17 protein-coding genes and 1 other RNA gene are annotated in these 19126 nt (G+C 68.8%); all 18 read right to left on the minus strand.

What is annotated here, in order from left to right; genetic code table 11:
- Positions 1-12: 12 nt before the first annotated feature.
- The 18 genes from ftsZ to rsmI all read right to left on the minus strand — a co-directional run bounded on the left by ftsZ (position 13) and on the right by rsmI (position 19106).
- A complete protein-coding gene (gene ftsZ, locus G372_RS0102390; RefSeq protein ID WP_018864699.1) occupies positions 13-1170 on the minus strand; it encodes a cell division protein FtsZ in 1158 nt (385 codons plus the stop codon).
- Between the two features lie 91 nt (positions 1171-1261).
- Positions 1262-2497, minus strand: a complete 1236-nt coding sequence (ftsA, locus tag G372_RS0102395; protein WP_018864698.1) for a cell division protein FtsA — start codon at positions 2495-2497, stop codon at positions 1262-1264.
- A 23-nt stretch (positions 2498-2520) separates the two neighbouring features.
- Complete coding sequence (locus G372_RS0102400) at positions 2521-3243, minus strand: cell division protein FtsQ/DivIB (RefSeq protein ID WP_019624093.1); 723 nt, start codon at positions 3241-3243, stop codon at positions 2521-2523.
- A gap of 59 nt (positions 3244-3302) precedes the next feature.
- On the minus strand, positions 3303-4244 hold the full coding sequence (locus tag G372_RS0102405; RefSeq protein ID WP_018864696.1) for a D-alanine--D-alanine ligase: 942 nt from the start codon (positions 4242-4244) through the stop codon (positions 3303-3305).
- Positions 4241-5200, minus strand: a complete 960-nt coding sequence (gene murB / locus G372_RS0102410; RefSeq protein WP_018864695.1) for a UDP-N-acetylmuramate dehydrogenase — start codon at positions 5198-5200, stop codon at positions 4241-4243. Before murB ends, G372_RS0102405 begins: the two co-directional genes overlap by 4 nt.
- Complete coding sequence (gene murC, locus G372_RS0102415; RefSeq protein WP_019624092.1) at positions 5197-6633, minus strand: UDP-N-acetylmuramate--L-alanine ligase; 1437 nt, start codon at positions 6631-6633, stop codon at positions 5197-5199. Before murC ends, murB begins: the two co-directional genes overlap by 4 nt.
- Positions 6630-7730 (minus strand): undecaprenyldiphospho-muramoylpentapeptide beta-N-acetylglucosaminyltransferase, encoded by a 1101-nt coding sequence (gene murG / locus G372_RS0102420; RefSeq protein WP_018864693.1) that lies wholly within the window; start codon positions 7728-7730, stop codon positions 6630-6632. The genes murC and murG overlap by 4 nt, the downstream gene beginning before the upstream one ends.
- Entirely contained in the window at positions 7727-8929 is a 1203-nt protein-coding gene (gene ftsW / locus G372_RS0102425; RefSeq protein WP_019624091.1) for a putative lipid II flippase FtsW, read from the minus strand. Before ftsW ends, murG begins: the two co-directional genes overlap by 4 nt.
- Positions 8926-10272 carry a UDP-N-acetylmuramoyl-L-alanine--D-glutamate ligase gene (gene murD / locus G372_RS0102430; RefSeq protein WP_019624090.1) on the minus strand — a complete coding sequence of 449 codons (1347 nt, stop codon included), beginning with the start codon at positions 10270-10272 and terminating at the stop codon, positions 8926-8928. Before murD ends, ftsW begins: the two co-directional genes overlap by 4 nt.
- A gap of 4 nt (positions 10273-10276) precedes the next feature.
- Positions 10277-11359 carry a phospho-N-acetylmuramoyl-pentapeptide-transferase gene (gene mraY, locus G372_RS0102435; protein ID WP_018864690.1) on the minus strand — a complete coding sequence of 361 codons (1083 nt, stop codon included), beginning with the start codon at positions 11357-11359 and terminating at the stop codon, positions 10277-10279.
- A complete protein-coding gene (locus G372_RS0102440; RefSeq protein WP_019624089.1) occupies positions 11340-12713 on the minus strand; it encodes a UDP-N-acetylmuramoyl-tripeptide--D-alanyl-D-alanine ligase in 1374 nt (457 codons plus the stop codon). The genes mraY and G372_RS0102440 overlap by 20 nt, the downstream gene beginning before the upstream one ends.
- Positions 12710-14227 carry a UDP-N-acetylmuramoyl-L-alanyl-D-glutamate--2,6-diaminopimelate ligase gene (locus G372_RS0102445; RefSeq protein WP_020008817.1) on the minus strand — a complete coding sequence of 506 codons (1518 nt, stop codon included), beginning with the start codon at positions 14225-14227 and terminating at the stop codon, positions 12710-12712. Before G372_RS0102445 ends, G372_RS0102440 begins: the two co-directional genes overlap by 4 nt.
- Positions 14224-15939: a peptidoglycan D,D-transpeptidase FtsI family protein gene (locus G372_RS0102450; protein WP_019624087.1), complete on the minus strand. Its 1716-nt coding sequence runs from the start codon at positions 15937-15939 to the stop codon at positions 14224-14226. Before G372_RS0102450 ends, G372_RS0102445 begins: the two co-directional genes overlap by 4 nt.
- Positions 15927-16211 carry a cell division protein FtsL gene (ftsL, locus tag G372_RS0102455; protein ID WP_018864686.1) on the minus strand — a complete coding sequence of 95 codons (285 nt, stop codon included), beginning with the start codon at positions 16209-16211 and terminating at the stop codon, positions 15927-15929. Before ftsL ends, G372_RS0102450 begins: the two co-directional genes overlap by 13 nt.
- Positions 16211-17140 carry a 16S rRNA (cytosine(1402)-N(4))-methyltransferase RsmH gene (rsmH, locus tag G372_RS0102460; protein ID WP_038070513.1) on the minus strand — a complete coding sequence of 310 codons (930 nt, stop codon included), beginning with the start codon at positions 17138-17140 and terminating at the stop codon, positions 16211-16213. The genes ftsL and rsmH overlap by 1 nt, the downstream gene beginning before the upstream one ends.
- A 2-nt stretch (positions 17141-17142) precedes the next feature.
- On the minus strand, positions 17143-17583 hold the full coding sequence (gene mraZ / locus G372_RS0102465) for a division/cell wall cluster transcriptional repressor MraZ (protein ID WP_018862592.1): 441 nt from the start codon (positions 17581-17583) through the stop codon (positions 17143-17145).
- 292 nt (positions 17584-17875) lie between these two features.
- Positions 17876-18222, minus strand: an RNA gene (rnpB, locus tag G372_RS13630) — RNase P RNA component class A.
- A 47-nt stretch (positions 18223-18269) separates the two neighbouring features.
- Positions 18270-19106: a 16S rRNA (cytidine(1402)-2'-O)-methyltransferase gene (rsmI, locus tag G372_RS0102470; RefSeq protein ID WP_018864684.1), complete on the minus strand. Its 837-nt coding sequence runs from the start codon at positions 19104-19106 to the stop codon at positions 18270-18272.
- Between the last annotated feature and the right edge of the window lie 20 nt (positions 19107-19126).

The following is a 19126-nucleotide window of genomic DNA, read 5'->3' on the forward strand; positions in this document are numbered from 1 at the left end:
GCGGCCCCTTGCTCAGTCGGCCTGTTTGCGCAGAAAGGCCGGGATATCGAGCACATCGATGCCTTGCTGCTGGTTGTAGTCCACCGCGAGATTGTCCCCGCCACGACGTTTGACGGTCGGCTGATCGAGGTCCACCTCGACGTCGGAGCCCACCGCGCGCTTGGGCTGGGCATCCACAACGCGTACCTGGGGACGTTCCTGCTGGGACGGCTGAGCCCCCAGACCGGTGGCCACCAGGGTCACGCGCAGTTCGTCGCTCATCTCCGGATCGATCACGGTCCCGACCACCACGGTCGCGTCCTCGGAGGCCAGGGCCTTCACGGCCTCGCCAACCTCCTCGAACTCGCCGATGCCGACATCCATACCCCCGGTAACGTTCACCAGGATGCCGCGAGCGCCCGAGATGTCCACATCCTCCAGCAGCGGGCTGGCGATCGCAGCCTCGGCAGCCTGCCGCGCACGGTCCTCGCCGGTCCCGGACCCGGTCCCCATCATGGCCATGCCCATCTCGCGCATCACGTTGCGCACGTCGGCAAAGTCGACGTTGATCAGGCCCGGACGGGTGATCAGCTCGGCGATCCCCTGTACCGCACCGAACAGCACGTCGTTGGCGGCCTTGAAGGCATCCAGCAGCGTGGTGTTCTTGCCCAGCACGGTCAGCAGCTTCTCGTTCGGGATGGTGATCAGCGAATCGACCTGCTCGGTCAGCGCCTTGATCCCGGACACAGCCACCTGCATGCGCTTCTTGCCCTCGAACGGGAACGGCTTGGTGACCACCGCGACGGTCAGGATGCCCATCTCCTTTGCGATCTGCGCGACCACCGGGGCCGCCCCGGTGCCGGTACCACCACCCATGCCGGCGGTGATGAACACCATGTCCGCACCCTGGAGCAGGTCCTGGATGCGCTCGCGGTCCTCCAGGGCCGCCTCGCGCCCGACCGACGGATCGGCCCCGGCACCCAGGCCCTTGGTGATGTCGCCGCCCAGCTGCAGCAGCGTCTTGGAGTCCAGGCTCTTCAGGGCCTGGGCATCGGTGTTGGCGCAGATGAAGTCCACGCCGTCGAGTTGCGAGTGAACCATGTGCTGTACGGCATTGCCGCCACCACCCCCAACACCAACGACCTTGATCGTGGCGTTCTGGCTAAAGGTATCCATCAGTTCGAACGTCATGGCTGCGTCCTCTCGGTTCGTGTGTACATGTCAGTTGTTTGTCCATGGTCGGAGAGCGGTCCGACCCCCATAACTCCGGCGGCCCCGGTCATCAGAGCTGTCCGGAAAACCAGCGCTTCATGCGCGCCCATACACCCTGGAACCCGCTGCTCACGGGCCGGGCCTCCTGCTCCGCACGCGATTCGCGGGCATAGAGCAGCAGCCCCACCCCCGTCGCGTGGATCGGATTCTTCACCACATCCAGGAGCCCGGTGACGCGTTGCGGCACCCCCAGGCGCACGGGCATGTGAAAGACCTCTTCGGCGAGGTCCACCACACCTTCCATTCGGGACGAGCCGCCGGTCAGCACCACCCCGGCGGCAATCATTTCCTCGGTACCGCTGCGGCGCAGTTCCGCCTGCACCAGTTGCAGCAGTTCCTCGTAGCGCGGCTCGACCACGGAGGCGAGCGTCTGGCGCGACAGCCGGCGCGCGGCGCGATCGCCGACACCGGGGACCTCGATGGTCTCGCCCGGGTCGGCCAGCGTGCGCAGCGCGCAGGCGTACTTGATCTTGAGTTCGTCGGCGTACTGGGTCGGCGTACGCAGGGCCACCGCGATGTCGTTGGTCACCTGGTCCCCGGCAATCGGGATCACCGCGGTGTGCATGATCGCGCCGTGGGCGAACACTGCGATGTCGGTCGTGCCGCCGCCGACATCCACCAGGCAGACACCCAGGTCCTTCTCGTCCTCGCTGAGTACCGAATAGCTGGAGGCCAGCTGTTCCAGGATGATGTCGTCCACCCGCAGCCCGCAGCGCTCCACGCACTTGACGATGTTCTGCGCCGCGGACACCGCGCCGGTCACCAGGTGCACCTTGGCCTCCAGCCGCACCCCGGACATCCCGATCGGCTCGCGGATGCCCTCCTGTTCGTCGATGATGTATTCCTGCGGCAGCACGTGGAGGATGCGCTGGTCGGCCGGGATGGCGATCGCACGGGCGGCATCGATCACCCGGTCCACGTCACCGGGGACCACCTCGCCATCCTTGATCGCGACCACGCCGGTGGAGTTGTAGCTCTTGATGTGGGAGCCGGCGATCCCGGTGTAGACCGAATGGATCTCGCAGCCGGCCATCAACTCGGCCTCCTCGACCGCGCGCTGGATCGACTGGACGGTGGACTCAATGTTCACGACCACGCCCTTCTTCAGCCCGCGCGATGGCGAGGAGCCGATACCGATGATCTCGATCTCGCCCTCGTCGGTCAGCTCGCCGACGATCGCCTCGATCTTCGAGGTGCCGACATCCAGGCCAACGATCAGTCCGGGTTCCGACTTCTTTGCCATCATCTTTCTGCGTCCTGTCGTTCGTGTCATCGGGCGTTGCCGCCGTTGTTGTCCGCTTCTTCGGCCCAGGCCACGGCCAGACCGTGCGGATAGCGCAGGTCCACCCGCGCAATCGGAGCGTCCTCGCGCGCCCGCAGGGCCGGTGCCGCGCGCACCAGCTGGCCCAGCCGGTTCAGATTCACGTCGCGGCCCATCAGGACCTCGGCCCCGTCGGCCAGATGGATCGTCCAGTCATGCCGCTTGCCCTCGTGCACGCCCACGACCTCGAACCCGGCATCGGCCAGGCGCGCGGAGACCTCCAGGTAGCGGTGCATCAGCACCACCTGACGGCCGTCCTCGCCGGCCAGTGCCGGCAGGAAATCCCATTCGGCGAGATCCACCGGTCCGAACAGACGGCCGTGGCGGTCCACCAGGTGGTCGTCGCCCCACTGGGCTACCGGAACCGGCTCGGTCACGTGGATCTCCAGGGTGTCCGGCCAGCGCCGGCGCAGTTGCACCGCGTCCACCCAGGGCATCGCCTGCAACTCCTCGCGCAGGACCTCGAGGTCCGTGCCCACGAACCCTGGCGCATGCGCCCGCACCCGCTCGAGGATCGCGTCCGTGTCGGCATGACGCGGCTCGCCGGCAATCTGGATGGAGCCGATCGGCAGATGCTGATCCGGGTCGAAGTGCAGCCACAGGCTGAAGCCCAGCACCAGCGCCCCCGCCAGTCCCATGCCGGCGAGCAGTCGCAGCCCCGGCCCCGCCATGGCCTGCAGGCGCGACGGACCTTCCGGCCGCCGCGCGGGTCGCGTTGTGCGTCGCGCGCTCAACGCAGCCCCCCGCATTCAAAGCTGGAATCGAGAATGCGCAGACACAGCTCGTCGAAATCGATGCCCGCCTGCGCGGCCGCCTTCGGCACCAGCGAGTGGTCGGTCATGCCGGGGATGGTGTTGACCTCGATCAGGAAGTTCTCGCCGTGCTCGTCCTGCAGGATGTCCACCCGGCCCCAGCCGCAGCCCTCGAGCGTGGCAAAGGCAGCGATCGCCAGCGACTGCAGCTCCAGCTGGGCACTGCGCGACAGGTCCGGGGGCGGGCACAGGTAGCCGGTATCGTCCGCCTCGTACTTCGCGTGGTAGTCGTAGAATCCGGTCGCCGCGCGAATCTCGATCACCGGCAGCGGCTCGTTGCCGAGCACCGCAACCGTGTATTCGCGCCCGGTGATCCACTGCTCGGCGAACACCTGCCCCGGCTGCACGCGCGCCGCATCAAAGGCAGCCGGCAGGTCCTCGGCACGATCAACCCGGGTGATGCCCAGACTGGAACCACCGCGCGCGGGCTTGACGATCAGCGGGAGGCCGAGGGCATCGGCCACCGCCTCCGGATCGAAGCCCGGCGTCAGCAGCCGATACGGCGCGCTCGGGAGATTGGTCCCCGCCCAGAGTCGCTTGCAGGCCAGCTTGTCCATGCCCAGCGCCGAGCCCAGCACCCCGGTCCCGGTGTAGGGCATGCCGGCCATGTCGAGGCAGCCCTGCAGCGTGCCGTCCTCGCCGCACTCGCCATGCAGGGCGATGAACACCCGGTCATAGTCCTCCAGCGCCATGCAGCGCGCCGTCTCGCGGGTGAGATCGACGGCATGGGCATCGACGCCCTGGCGGCGCAGCGCGGCCAGCACGGCGTTGCCGCTCTTGAGCGAGATGTCCCGCTCGCCGGACCAGCCGCCCATCAAGACCGCCACACGTCCATATTCTTCCGGTTTGCGCCTGCTCATTGCCTTCCCTCGATTGTCTCGTCCGTGGGACCCGGTCGACCCAGCAGCCGCACCTCCGGCTCCAGGCGTACACCAAAGCGCCGCTCCACCTCGCTTTGCGCGTGGCGTAGCAGCCATTCGATGTCGGCGGCCTGCGCCGAGCCATCGTGGGTAATGAAATTCGCGTGCTTGGGCGAGATCTCCGCGCCACCGTGGCGCAGGCCCTTCAGTCCCGCCGCCTCGATCAGGCGCGCGGCGTGATCGCCGGGCGGGTTGCGGAACACCGACCCGCAGGACGGCAGGCCCAGTGGCTGCTTCTGTGAGCGCTCGCGCAGCAGCTCCTTGATGCGCGCCGTGCCAGCGGCCGGATCGCCGGGCTCCAGCTGCAGCACGCAGCCGGTAAACCACTCGTCCGGACCCTCGACGCTGCGATAGCCGATGCGGTACTCGCCCGGTTGACGCTGGTGCTCCTGCCCGCCGGCATCCACGGTGGATACCGACTCGACCAGCGGCCAGATCTCGCCGCCCCAGGCCCCCGCGTTCATGCGCAGCGCGCCGCCCAGGGTGCCCGGGATGCCGGCCAGGAACTCGCCGCCCACCAGGCCCTCGCGGGCACAGAACCGTGCGGCCTGGGCACAGGCGAGCCCCGCACCCAGTTGTACACGGTTGCCCTCCAGGCGCTCGCGCTCGTTGAGGACCCCGGACAGGTGCACCACGAGCCCTTCGATGCCGCCGTCGCGGATCAGGACGTTGCTGCCCAGGCCCAGGAAGGTCACCGGCATAGCGGGGGCATGCCGGGCGTGATCCGCCAGTGCCGACACCAGGTCGGCCCGGTCCACCGGCCGGAACAGCCAGTCGGCCGGACCGCCCACACGCCAGGAGGTCAACCCGGCCAGCGGGGCCTCGGGCCGCACCTGGCCCCGAGGGGCATGAGCAAACGGGCCGTTCACCGGTTCCACCGCGCGCGCCGCCATCATGTCGCACTCCCGGGGCGCTTCTTCGCCCCCAGCTGTTCCGGCAACAGGCTCGCCAGCCGGCCGATATCACCGGCCCCCTGGGTGATCACGACGTCGTTGGACTTGAGCATCCCGGACAGGACGTCGGCGACGTCCGCCGCATGCTCGACGAACACCGGCTCGACCTGTCCGCGCAGCCGGATCGCCCGCGCGAGGCTGCGGCCGTCTGCGCTGGGGATCGGCTCCTCGCCGGCGGGATAGACCTCCAGCAGGATCAGCACATCGGCCTCGGACAGGGCCTCGGCGAAGTCCTCGAACAGGTCGCGTGTGCGGGTGTAACGGTGCGGCTGGAACACGGTGATGCGCCGCCGGTCGGGCCAGGCGTCGCGCGCCGCGGCCTGGGTCGCCGCGATCTCGCGCGGGTGGTGGCCGTAGTCGTCGACCAGGGTCAGCGGGCCCTGCGCGGTATCGAGCTCCTGCACCTGGAAGCGCCGACCGATCCCCTGGAAGCGCTCCAGCGCCGCCTGGATCGCGTCGGGGGCGACCTCCAGTTCGTGCGCGACGGCCGCCGCAGCCAGGGCATTGAGCACGTTGTGGCGCCCGGGCAGGTTCAGCGTGACCGGGAACGCGGCCTGTCCCGGCAGCTTCAGATCAAAGAACATGCGCACGCCTTCCTGGCGCACGTTCAGGGCGCGCACATCGGCTTCCGCCTCGATGCCGTAGGTCAGGCGCGGGCGCTCCAGTTCCGGATAGAGATCGCGCACCTGCGGGTCGTCCGCGCACAACACGGCGATGCCGTAGAACGGCAGGTGGTGCAGGAACTCGAGGAAGGTCGCGCGCAGGTTCCCGAAGTCGTTGCCATAGGTCCCGAGGTGGTCGGCATCGATATTGGTCACGATGCTGATCATCGGCTGCAGGTGCAGGAACGAAGCGTCGCTTTCGTCGGCCTCGGCGACCAGGTAGTCGCCCGCCCCCAGGTTCGAGTGACTGGCGGTGCTGTTCAGGCGCCCGCCGATCACGAAGGTGGGGTCCATGCCGGCCTCGGCAAGCACGCTGGCCACCAGGCTGGTCGTGGTGGTCTTGCCGTGGGTACCCGCCACGGCGATGCCGTAGCGAAAGCGCATCAGCTCCGCGAGCATCTCCGCCCGGCGCACGATCGGGATCCCGCGGCGGCGGGCCGCCTGCACCTCGGGGTTGGAGGGGTCGATTGCGCTGGACACCACCAGCACATCGGCCTCGGCAACGTTCTCTTCCGTATGAGCGGGTGCCACCGGGATCCCCATGCCGGTCAGTCGCGCGACCATCGCGGACTGGCCGAGATCCGATCCGGAGACCTGGTAGCCCAGCTGATGCAGGACCTCGGCGATCCCGCTCATGCCGGAACCACCGATGCCGACACAGTGAATACGGCGGATGCGGCGCATCGCGTGGCGTGGCAGACGCGGGGCATTCATGAGCTCTGCCTCCCCCGCCGGGCATTGGCCATCTCCAGGCAGGCCTCGGCCAGACGCTCGGCAGTGTCCGGGCAGGCCTGGTCGCGGGCCAGGCGCGCGCGTTCCCGCAGGGCCTCGCGCCCCAGCGGACGCACAATCTCGGCGACCCGCTCGGGCGTCAGATCGGCATCCGCCAGGCGCCAGGCCGCACCCGCCTCGACGAGGGCTCGGGCATTCGCGGTCTGATGATCGTCGACCGCATGCGGATACGGCACGAACAGGGCCGGGACGCCAGCCGCCGCAACCTCGGCCACGGTCAGCGCACCGGCCCGACAGATCACCAGATCCGCCCAGGCATAGGCCTCGGCCATGTCCTCGATAAACGGGGTCACTTCGTATTCCAGCGCGGTCTCGGCATAGGCCGCGCGCGCCTCGTCCAGCGTGCGCTCCCCGGCCTGGTGGCGAATCACCAGCGGCTGCGCGGGACGGGCCTGCTCGAGCCCCGCCGGCACGACACGGTTCAGCGAACGCGCGCCGAGGCTGCCGCCCAGCACCAGCACCCGCAGCGGGCCGGAGCGCGCGTCGAAGCGCTCCTCGGGCTCCGGCAGCGCCGCGATCTCCGTGCGCACCGGATTGCCCACGACGGTCACCGTATGGCGCTCGGGGAAGGCATGGTCGAAGCCCGCATAGACGCGGTCTGCGATGCGTGCCAGCCAGCGGTTGGTCAGACCGGCGACCGCGTTCTGCTCGTGGATCGCCAGCGGGCGGCCCAGCGCGGCGGCCATCAGGCCGCCGGGGCCGGCCGCAAATCCGCCAAAGCCGATCACGGCGGCCGGACGCAGCCGGGTAATCAGGGCCAGCGCCGCCCACAGCGAGATGCCGAGACGCCACGGGGCCAGCAGCAGCCCCACCAGCCCCTTGCCGCGCACGCCGCTGATCGGGAGGGTGTGCAGCTCGATCCCCGCCGCGGGCACCAGGCGCGATTCGATGCCGCGCGAGGTACCCAGCCAGAGGACCTCGGCACCGCGGGCGCGCAGGGCCTCGGCGACGGCCAGCCCCGGGAAGACGTGTCCGCCGGTACCCCCGGCCATGATCAGGATGCGCAGGGGATTGTTCATGTCCGCCCCCTCTTGCGCCGCGGCGAGCTCGGCTGGCGCGGGGCCGGGACCTGCGCCTCGCGATAGACCCGCATCACCAGCCCGATCGCCATCAGCGTGACGATCAGCGAACTGCCGCCGTAACTGAGGAACGGCAGCGTCATGCCCTTGGTCGGCAGGAGCCCCATGTTCACCGCGAGATTGAGCGCGCTTTGCAGCGCCAGCCAGATCGCGACACCGAAGGCCAGGTGAGAGCCGAACGCATGGCCCGCACGCTCCGCCCAGAGCCCGATCTTCACGCAACGCCAGACCACCACCGTAAACAGCACGATCAGGGCAAGCACACCGATAAAGCCAAATTCCTCGGCGAAGACCGCGAACAGGAAGTCGTTGTGGGCCTCCGGCAGGTAGAACAGCTTCTGCACGCTGTTGCCCAGACCGGCGCCGAACCAGCCGCCCGAGCCGATTGCGATCAGCGACTGGGTCAGCTGGAACCCGGTCGCAAACGGATCCTGCCAGGGGTCCAGGAATGCGGTCAGGCGCGCAACGCGGTAGGGCGCGGCCACCGCGACAAAGGCCATGCCCACCGCGATGGTCGCGCCGAGCGCGGCGAACTGCCACAGCTTGGCACCGGCCAGGAACAGCATGCCCATGCCGATCGCCAGCATGATGGCCGCGCCGCCAAAGTCGGGTTGCAGCAGCAGCAACACGGTGCCGAAGCCCAACACGACCAGCGGACGCACAAACCCCAGCAGGTGCAACCGCAGGGTCGAGTAGTGGCGCACGATATAACCGGCCAGGTACATCACTACCAGCAGCTTCACCGGCTCGGCCACCTGGAGATTGAACATCCCGATCGGGATCCAGCGGGTCGCGCCGTTCACGGTGCGGCCCACGCCCGGCAGCAACACCGCGATCAGCAGCACCATCACCAGGATCAGCAGCCACGGCCCGGCGCGTTCCCAGCGCTGCAGCGGGACCGTCCACATAACCGTCGCCAGTGCGAGCCCGATGGCGGCGAACAGGACCTGGCGCTGGAAGAAGTGCCAGGTGTTGCCGTAGTAGCGCTCGCCCAGATCCATCGAGGCCGAGGCGACCATGATCAGACCGAGCCCGAGCAGCAGCGCGGCCGCGGCCAGCAGCGGCAGGTCCACGCTGTTGCGCAGGCCGTCGAGCGAGTCCCGCGAGGGCAGGCCGAGGGGCAGCGATCCGGTACTCATGCCGCTCGCTCCCGCACAGCCCGCGCGAAGTCGTCACCACGCGCCTGGTAGTTGTCGTACATGTCGAGGCTCGCGCAGCCCGGCGAGAGCAGTACGGTGTCGCCGGGCTGCGCCCAGGCGGCCGCCTGTTCCACGGCCGCGGTCATGTCGTCCACCCGCTGCACAGGCACCACCGAGGCCAGGGCCCGGGCAATCAGCGGGGCATCCTCGCCGAGCAGCACCACGCCCCGGACCTTGCCGGGCACGTAGTCCGCCAGCGGCGAGAAATCCTGCCCCTTGCCCTGCCCGCCGGCGATGAGTACCAGCGGCCCCGGGGTACCCCGCAGCGCGGCCAGGGTCGCACCCACGTTCGTGCCCTTGGAGTCGTTGATGTAGTCGACCTCGGCCACCCGCGCGATCCACTGCGAGCGGTGTGGCAGCCCCGCAAAATCGGCCAGCGCCGCCAATGCCTCCGCCCGCGCCTGCGGCGATTCCAGCCACGGCCAGGCCAGGGCCAGGGCGGCCAGGGCATTGGCCCAGTTGTGTTGCCCGCGGATGCGCAGACGTGCCGTGGACAGCAAGCGCTCGTTGCCACGCACCAGATCCGGCTCGTCCTCGCCGGTGGTGACGCCAAAATCGGTCGCTGCGAGCGGGGCATCCAGTCCAAACGAGACCACTCGCAACCCTGCCGGCAGGGGCAGTTCGCGCAACCAACGGTCATCACGGTTGAGCACGCCGCGTTCGGCGCGATCGAGGATGCGGGCCTTGGCCTGGATGTACGCCCCGAGGTCCGGATAGCGATCCAGATGGTCCGGAGAGATATTCAGGATTGCGGCCCCGGCCGGTGCCAGGCAATCGCTGCGCTCGAGCTGAAAGCTCGACAGCTCCAGGACATAGACCTCCACCGCCGCATCCAGCAGGTCCAGCGCGGGGGTACCGAAATTGCCCCCCATGGCGACCTTCTGGCCGGCCGCGCTCAGGATCTCGCCGACCAGGGCCGTGACCGTGCTCTTCCCGTTGGACCCCGTAATCGCGACGACCGGGGCGTCGACAGCCTCGGCGAACAGGTCGATGTCCCCGGTGATGGTCGCACCCGCCTTGCGCGCCCGAGCGACGGCCGGGTATTCCAGCGCGACTCCCGGGGAGACGATCAGTCGCGCATAGCGCGAGGTATCAAGCTCGTCCAGCGGGCCGGCCCAGGCCTTGGCCAGCCAGGCGGCATCGGGGCCGGCCGCCAGTGCCGGTGCGTCGCGACGCGTGTCGGTGATCGCGAAGTTCTCGCCACGCGCACGCAGGAATCGGGCGACGGACTGCCCCGTCGCTCCGGTTCCCACGATCAGATTGTGCGGCTGTGGCTTCGACATGGCGTCAGCGGATCTTCAGGGTCGCAAGACCGATCAGGACGAACACCACGGTCAGGATCCAGAAGCGCACGATCACGCGCGGCTCCGGCCAGCCCTTGAGTTCGAAGTGGTGGTGCAGCGGCGCCATGCGGAAGATGCGCCGCCCGGTGAGCTTGAACGAGGCGACCTGCAGCATCACCGACAGCGTCTCCAGCACGAAGATGCCGCCCATGATCAGGAGCACGATCTCCTGACGGGTCAGGATCGCCATCATGCCCAGGGCTGCCCCCAGGGCCAGGGCCCCGACATCACCCATGAAGACCTGGGCGGGATAGGCGTTGAACCACAAAAAGCCGAGCCCGGCCCCGACCAGTGCGGCGGCGAAGATCCCGACCTCGCCCACCCCCGGCACTGCGGGGATCTGCAGGTAATCCGCGAATACTGCGTGGCCGGCCGCATAGGCGAAGACCCCGAGGGCCCCGGCCACCAGCACCGCCGGCATGATCGCCAGGCCATCGAGGCCGTCGGTCAGGTTGACCGCGTTGGAGGAGCCGACCACGACCAGCCAGACCAGCGGGATAAACAACCAGCCGAGGTGGTACTCGAAGTCCTTGAAGAAGGGGAGATAGAAGCTCGTTTCGACCGGGCTTTGCGCGGTCGCCATGATCACCCCGGCGGCGACCAGCGCGAACAAGGTCTGCCACAGGATCTTTGCCCTGGCCGTCAGCCCCTTGCTGTTGCCGTAGCGCAGCTTCAGGTAGTCGTCCCAGCCTCCGACCGCACCAAAGGCCAGCGTGGTCAGCAGCACGATCCAGACAAAGCGATTGGTCAGATCGCTCCAAAGCAGGGTCGCTACGGCGACCGCCACCAGGATCAGCGCCCCGCCCATCGTCGGCGTGCCGGCCTTGCTCAGGTGCGACTCCGGGCCGTCGTCCCGGACCTGCTGGCCGACATTGCCGACCGTCAGCCGGCGGATCATCGCCGGACCAATCAGCAGCGCGATCGCCAGCGCGGTCACCACGCCCAGGATCGCGCGCAGGGTCAGGTACTGGAAGACCGTGAAGCCGCTATGGAACTGCGCGAGATATTCAGTCAGCGCGAACAGCATTCGCAGCCCCCCGTGCCGACGGGGCCAGCTCCAGGCCCTCTATGATCCGCTCCATGCGTTGGCTGCGCGAGCCCTTGACCAGAACCGTAGTGTCGTCCTGCAGCAGTTCCTCCAGCCGCGCTTGCAGCGCATCATGATCGGCAAACCACTCGCCGCCCTCGCCAAAGGCCTCGGCACTGTCGCGGGCGGCCTCGCCCAGCGCCAGGCAGTAGTCGAGGCCCATTGCGCGGGCCAGGCTCCCGGTCTCCCGGTGCAGCGCCGGGGTCTCCGTACCCAGTTCGCCCATTGCGCCCAGGACGAGGATCCTCCGGCCGGGCATGGCTGCCAGCACCTCGAGCCCCGCGCGCAGAGAATCCGGGTTGGCGTTGTAGGTGTCGTCCCACAGGCGGGCGCCACTGACGTGCCAGAGTTCCTGCAGACGCCCCTGCACCGGGGTCCAGCGCGCCAGACCGTTGGCGATCGCATCGATCGGCACCCCCACCGCATTCGCCGCTGCGGCCGCGGCAACCGCATTGGCGGCGACATGGCGCCCCGGACTGGACAAGCGCAGGTCACGTCCGCCCCCCAGGATGGTCAGCCGCAAACGGTCGGGAGCCTGCCACATGCCCTCGACCTCTCCACCACCCTCCAGGGAAAAGCGCTGGCAGTGATGGTGTTCGTTCAACGACAGCCAGTAATCGGCGAATGGATCATCCAGGTTGATCACCGCGGTACCGCCCTGGGACGGCAGGCCGGAGAAGATTTCGGCCTTCGCGTGAGCCACGCCCTCGAGGCTGCCGAAGCCCTCCAGGTGGGCCCGCCCCGCGTTGGTGATCAGCGCGACCATCGGCTCGGTCCAGCGCGCCATACGGGCAATCTCGCCGGCATGGTTGGCGCCCATCTCGATCACCGCGTAATCGATGTCCTCGGGCATGGCCAGCAGGGTCAGCGGCACGCCGATCTCGTTGTTCAGGTTGCCCTGGGTGGCATGCACCGAGCCCACCCCCTCGAGGATGCAGCGCAGCATCTCCTTGGTCGTGGTCTTGCCATTGGAGCCGGTCAGCGCAATCACGCGCGCCCGGCTGCGGCGGCGCCAGTGCTGGGCCAGTCGACCCAGGGCCTCGCCGGCATCGGCCACCACCACCTGCGGATGCGGAACCTCCAGCATGCGTTCCACCAGCAGCACGGTCGCCGGCAGATCCGCGGCGACATGCTCGTGGGCATCAAAACGCGGGCCGCGCAGGGCCACGAACAGCCCTCCGTCGAGCGGTTGCCGGGTGTCAGTGAAGACCCCCTCGAAGACCTGCTCCCCGTCGCCATTTTCCAGTCGGCCGCGCACGGCGTCCGCCAGTTCCTGTCCGGTCATCCGGATCATTGGATATCCCCCCCACTGTCTCCCGCGTTCGTGCGAGCGCCGAGCTGGCGTGCCAGCTCGCGATCGCTGAACGGATAAAACCGCGTACCCACCTGCTGGGTGGTCTCGTGCCCCTTGCCCGCCAGCAGGATCACGTCGCCCGCGCCCGCCTCGGCCACGGCCGCGCGTACTGCCGCCTCGCGATCGCCCACCTCGCGGCAGGCCTCGGGCCGGTCACAGCCGGCCAGCACGGCGGTCCGGATCGCGGCCGGGTCTTCCGAACGCGGGTTGTCGTCCGTCACGATCACCTGATCGGCGCGCGCACTGGCGACCCGACCCATGGCCGGACGCTTGGTGATATCGCGATCGCCGCCGCAGCCAAAGACCACGATCAGACGACCGGCCGTGTGCGGGCGCAGCGCGTCGAGTGCCGCGGCCAGGGCCTGTGCGGTGTGGGCATAGTCCACAACCAATAACGCCCCGCCGGGCAGTTCGAAGCGCTCCATGCGCCCCGGGACACCGCGCAGACGCGACACCGCATCCACACCGGCGGGCCAGGAATGACCCAGCGCACGCAGAGCGGCGAGCGTCGCCAGCAGGTTGCCGACCTGAAACAGCCCGAACAGGGCCGTCTGTACGGGCCAGGCACCACCCTCCGCCTCCAGCGTGAAACGGATCCCGTCGGCGCGGGCCTCGACCTCGCGCGCAACCAGATCGGCCGCTGCCCCCACCGCGCTGTACGTCAGGGTGCGCCCGGCCGTGGTTTCGCGGATCAGGCGCTGCCCGAGGGCGTCGTCGGCGTTGAGTACGGCGGTCTCCAGCCCCGGCCAGGCAAACAGCCGTGCCTTGGCATCGGCATAGGCCTGCTCGCTGCCGTGAAAATCCAGATGATCCGATCCGAGGCGGGTCAGCACGGCGACGCGCACCGGGAGCCCGGCCATGCGCCCCTGTTCGAGCCCGTGCGACGAGGCCTCGATCGAGAGCGCCTGGCAGCCGTCGGCGGCCAGCCGGGCCAGGTGCCGGTGCAGGTCGATCACGCCCGGGGTCGTGTGGCCACAGTCCTCCAGCGCCCCGAAGCGGCCCACGCCCAGCGTGCCGACCACCCCCGTGGGGACACCGAGCTGCTCCAGGGCGCTGGCCAGCAGCTGGCTGACCGAGGTCTTGCCATCGGTACCGGTTACCGCGACCACGGGGTACTCGGCCGGCCAGGCACCCCACAGGGCATCGCAGATCGCCGGCAGCGCGGCGCGCAGACCGGGGAGATGCAGCACCGGGATATCCAGGGCCGGGGCCGCCTCGGCCTCGTCCCACAGGATGGCCACCGCGCCCTGCTCGGCTGCCGCCCGCGCATGGGCAAGGCCGTGGCCCTGCGTCCCGCGCAGAGCGACAAAGACTGCCCCCGGGGTCACGCGGCGGCTGTCCTGGACGAGATCGGTCACACACTGTCCGGCGACCTCGCCCGCCAGCGGCGGCGCACCAGCGGGCCACAGGCTGCCGAGCGTCGGGACGGTCTGGACCGTATTCGCCGCCATCATGTCGAGCCCTCGCGCTCGGCAGCGAACTGCATCGGGAGATCCGGCATCGCGTCCGGGCGCACGTTGAACATCCGCAACGCCGAGCCGATCACGTTCCGAAATACCGGCGCCGCCACCGCGCCACCGAAGTAGGTGCCGGCATTGGGCTCGTCGATCACCACGGCCATCACGAAACGCGGATCCGATGCCGGCGCCAGCCCTACGAAGCTGGAGATATAGCGATCTTCCGTGTAGCCACCGGGGCCGCTCTTGCGGCTGGTTCCGGTCTTGCCCGCGATGCGGTAGCCGTCGATCGCGGCCTGGCGGGCGGTGCCCTCGGAGCCGATGGTGTGCTCCATCATCGCGAGCACGCGCTGGGCGGTCTCCGGGGTCATCACGGCGGCCGGCTCGCGCAGGTCATCGGCAGTCTGCACCAACTGCACCGGGATGCGCTGGCCGTCGTTGGCGAATGCGGTATAGGCCGCGGCCATCTGCAGGGGCGTGATCGACAGGCCGTAGCCATAGCCCATCGTGGCCTGCTCGACCTCGCGCCAGGTCGGGAAGTCGCGCAGGCGGCCGCTCACCTCGCCCGGGAAGTGCGTCCCGGTCGACTGGCCGAACCCGGCCTGATGAAGCACCTGCCAGAACCGGTCCGGCGGCAGGTCCAGTGCCAGCTTGGTCGCCCCGACATTGCTGGAACGCGCGATCAGGGTCGTCAGGTCGATCACGCCATAGTCACGAAAGTCGCGCACGGTCAGCCGCCCGACACGCATGGTCCCGGGACGGGTGTCCAGGGTCACGTTGGGGTCGATGATGCCCGCATCCAGCGCCGCGGCCACGGTGAAGGGTTTGACCACCGACCCCGGCTCCATGCTGTCCGTCAGCGACCGGTTGCGCGCGAGTTCCGAGCGGATCGAGCCGCGATTGTTCGGATTGAAGCTCGGCTGATTGACCATCGCCAGGACATCGCCCGTACGGGCATCCAGCAGCACGGCAGAGCCGCCCTGAGCATCATGCTCGGCCACCGCGGCCTTCAGCTCGCGGTAGGCCAGGTACTGCAGGCGCTGGTCGATGGTCAGGCGCAACGTGCGACCGTCGCGGGCGGGCCGGATGCTGGCCACATCGCGGATCGTGCGTCCGTGGCGATCGCGCAGGACACGCTTGGCACCCGGCGCGCCCGACAGCCAGTCGTTGAACGCAAGCTCCACGCCCTCCTGCCCGCGATCGTCAATATCGGTGTAGCCGAGGACGTGCGAGGTCGTCTCGCCATGCGGGTAGTAGCGCCGGAACTCGCGCGTCAGGCCAAGCCCCTGGATGCGCAGGGCGGTCACCTGCTCCGCCTGGGCCGGCAGCATATGCCGACGCAGGTACATGAACTCCCGGCCGGCACGCGTCTCGATGCGCTCGGCCAGCCAGTCGGCATCGACCTGCAGCGCCTCGGCCAGCTCCGGCCAGCGGTCGCGCTGCTCCAGCAGGTCCTTGGGATTGGCCCAGGCGGTCTGTACCGGGGCGGAGATCGCCAGGGGTTCGCCATTGCGATCGGTCACCATGCCGCGATGGGCCGACTCGGTCAGCGTGCGCACCTGGCGCTGCTCGCCCTGCTGCGTCAGGAAGTCGCGGCTGAGCACCTGCAGATCGATGGCGCGCAGCACCAGGGCCACGAGCACCAGCGCGGACACGACCAGCAGTACCTTCAGGCGGCCATGGCTGACTTGGCGCTTCAGGGCTCCCATGTACGCCCCCCGATCACCACGATGCGATCCGGCTCGGGCTTGATCATGCCCAGTTCCTCGAGCGCCTGCTGCTCGATACGCCCCTGTGTCGCCCAGGTCGACTGCTCGATCTGCAGCTGCGTCCACTCCAGGTTCAGGGTGTCGCGCTCCGAAAGCTCCGACTGGTGCGCAATAAAGGCCTGGCGTGCCTCGTGTTTGGCCGCCACCACGCCGACGGCGGAGGCGAAGACCCCGGTCGCCAGGATGATCAGGATGAAGCCGCGAAAGACCATCAGGTGCGCTCCCCCACGCGCAGCACCGCCGAGCGCGCACGCGGGTTGCGGCGCTGCTCTTCGGCATCGGCACGCACCGGCTTGCCGATCGCGCGCCACGGGCGCTCGGGCGTTTCGGGCATGACCGGCAAACCGCGCGGCAGGCGCGCGTCCGGGCGCGGGCCACGCAACGCCTGCTTGACCATCCGGTCCTCCAGCGAATGAAAGCTGATCACCACCATGCGCGCGCCCGGGTGCAGCACCTCCGGGATCGTCTCGAGCCACTGCTCCAGCTCCTCGAGCTCCCGATTCACATGGATACGCAGGGCCTGAAAGGTGCGCGTGGCCGGATGTTTGCCCGGCTCGCGGCCGGGCACTGCGCGGCGCACGATCTCGGCCAGCTGGGCGGTCCGCGTAATCGGGGCCTCGGCGCGCGCGGCGATGATCGCACGGGCGATACGACGCGAATGGCGCTCCTCGCCGTAGTGGTAGATCACATCCGCGATCTCGTCCTGCTCCGCGCGGGCCAGCCAGTCCGCCGCGCTCTCGCCCTGCGCGGGGTCCATGCGCATATCCAGCGGGCCGTCATGCTGGAAGCTGAAACCGCGCTCGGGGGTGTCCAGCTGCGGCGAGGAGACCCCCAGATCCAGGAACACGCCATCCGGCGCACGATCGGGGAAGCGCCGGCGCAGGGTATCGGCCATCGCCGAGAACGGGCCCGGCTCGAAGACAAAGCGTGGATCGTCCGCAAACGAAGAGGCGGCCGCAGCCGCCTCGGGGTCCCGGTCCATCGCCAGCAGGCATCCGCCGGCACCGAGGCGATCGAGAATCGCACGGCTGTGTCCGCCGCGCCCGAAGGTCCCATCCACGTAGAACCCGTCAGCGCGCACGGCCAGCCCCTCCAGCACCGCGTCGCGCAGCACCGGGATATGAATGGCGGCTTCCGTCATGGTCACAACGCAATGGACTCGAGCGCGTCGTCATCCACATCACCCCCCAGCGCCTGCTCGCAACGGGCATCCCAGGAATCGGCATCCCAGATCTCGAACTTGTTGCCCTGCCCCAGCAGCACCGCGCGCTTGTCCAGACTGGCGTACTGGCGAAGCGGCGTCGGCAGCAGCAGACGGCCACTGCCGTCCAGCTCGCACTCGGTCGCATGACCGACCAGGAGGCGCTGCAGGTTGCGGACCTTCGGATTCATGTTGGGGCGGGACATCAGGCTTTGCTCGATGCGCTCCCACTCGGGGAACGGGTACAGGAGCAGGCAGCGGTCGGGGTCAACGGTGATCACCAGCTGGCCGCCACAGGATGCCGCCAGCGCATCGCGATAGCGCGCGGGCATGGCCAAGCGACCCTTGGCATCCAGATTGAGCTGGCTTACGCCTCGAAACATGGCCGGTACCGGTTGCGGTGGTTACCCACCTTTTCCCACCTTTTCCCACTTTTCGACACTATAGGTACGGCTATCTCCAGGAGTCAAGAAAATTGACCCGAAAAAACCAAAAATAAGCGTTGAATCACAGAGACTTAGCGAAGCCCCACCCAGCCATGGCGCGGGCACAAAATAAGACCCCAAAAGCCGCGCCTTGAGGGCCACACTTAAGAAACTACTTCACTATTTTTCGACAGGAACCGCCGACACGGCGACACGCAGGCCCGCGGACGGGGTACGAAAGGTGGGAAAAAGTGGGAGCCGGCCGTAAGCCGGGTTCTGTCGTGGACAGTCATTCATCTGGGACGTCCGTCACCGGACGCCTCGAGCAGCCTACCCGGGTGCGATGCGGGCCACACCATGCACCCCTATTTGGCCTTGCTCCGGACGGGGTTTACCCTGCCACGGACTGTTACCAGCCGTGCGGTGCGCTCTTACCGCACCATTTCACCCTTACCTGTGCCCGAAGGCCATCGGCGGTGTATTTTCTGCGGCACTTTCCGTCGGCTCGCGCCGCCCAGGCGTTACCTGGCGTCCTGCCCTGTGGAGCCCGGACTTTCCTCCGCATCCAGTGGATGCAGCGACTGCCAGGCCAGCTCCCGCGCTCCTTTTACGCCCGCACCCGCAACAAAGCAAGGAAAACCCCATCAGCCCTCGTCCTTCAAACGCAGGGCCCGGGCGTAGACACGGTTGCGCGGCAGCCCGGTGGCATCGGCCAGCACCCGCACAGCCCGCTTCAACGGGAGCTCACCCAGCAACGCCCCCAGCAACCGCTCATGTTCGTCGGCCAGCGGGGCATCCTCGGACTCCGGGTCGGCCGCCTGCGGGGCCGGCGCAAGGATCAGGACGAATTCACCACGCAGACGATTGGCATCGGCATCGAGCCAGGCCGGGAGTTCGGCAGCGGCTCCTCTGTAGTGTTCCTCGAACTGCTTGGTCAACTCGCGCCCGAGGAACACCACCCGCTCCGGCGCCAGCGCGGCCAGGTCGTCGGCCGCGGCGCGCACACGATGCGAGGACTCGAACAGGATCGTGGTCACCGGCTGCACCAGCAGGGCCTCCAGGCGGCGACGGCGGGCCCCGCCGGCATGCGGAAGGAAACCCTCGAAACAGAAACGGTCGGATGGCAGACCGGCGACGGCCAGCGCGGCGAGCGGCGCACTGGCGCCGGGTATCGCGCGCACCGGCAGCCCCGCCTCGGTCGCCGCCCGTACCAGGCGATAGCCCGGGTCGGAGACCAGCGGTGTCCCGGCATCCGAGATCAGTGCCAGATCGTCGCCCGCCTCCAGCGCGGACAATAACGAAGGGATACGGTCGCGTTCGTTATGCTCATGGAGGCTCACCAGCGGGGTCTGCACCCCCAGATGCGACAGCAATCCTGCGCTGTGTCGCGTATCCTCCGCAGCGATACGCGATACTCGCGCCAGCACATCACGGGCACGGGGGCTCAGATCGGCCAGATTGCCGATCGGGGTCGCAACCACCCATAACGTGCCGCAATTCG

The organism is Thioalkalivibrio thiocyanoxidans ARh2 (genome assembly GCF_000385215.1).
GTDB lineage: Bacteria > Pseudomonadota > Gammaproteobacteria > Ectothiorhodospirales > Ectothiorhodospiraceae > Thioalkalivibrio > Thioalkalivibrio thiocyanoxidans.